This is a genomic window from Campylobacter sp. US50a, assembly GCF_004379015.1.
Classification (GTDB): Bacteria; Campylobacterota; Campylobacteria; order Campylobacterales; family Campylobacteraceae; genus Campylobacter_D; species Campylobacter_D jejuni.
This window is the reverse complement of record NZ_RYYJ01000067.1, coordinates 1-443: the sequence shown is the minus strand read 5'-3', so window position 1 is coordinate 443 and position 443 is coordinate 1. Positions and strand designations below refer to the sequence as shown.

Annotated in this window: 1 pseudogene; it reads left to right on the top strand. The window is 21.2% G+C overall.

The features are described 5' to 3' along the window. Positions 1-224: 224 nt before the first annotated feature. A pseudogene (locus tag ELQ11_RS09685) lies at positions 225-443 on the top strand (hypothetical protein); the annotation flags it as partial.

Below are 443 nucleotides of genomic sequence, written 5' to 3'. Positions count from 1 at the left end.
TTTAAAAAGCTTAGAGTATAAAGTGTTGTGATGTAGCTTTTAAAAAGAAGAATAAAAACAAAGAAGCAGAAAACACCCTTATAAAAATTATTAATTATATTCACTAACCATAGATGTAATAAAAAATATTGAGTAAAATATAATCAAAACAAATTTCTATTTATTTTTATAAAAACTGCATTTTTAAATTTGCTATGTTATAATTAAAAAAAGGTTGTATAAATATGAAAAATTATTATATTTCAGAAGGTGTAAAAGCTTTATTTTCTATCTATTTTAAAGATCAAACTGAAGAAAATTTCATTAAAGCTCTTAACGAATTTGCTAAAGAAAGCCAAATAAATTCTCAAGAAATAAAAGACAAATCTTTTAGAGAATTTAAAGAAGCCATTTCTAAATTACCAACTATAGATCTTTTGAATACTAGATTTGATAAGCTTGAA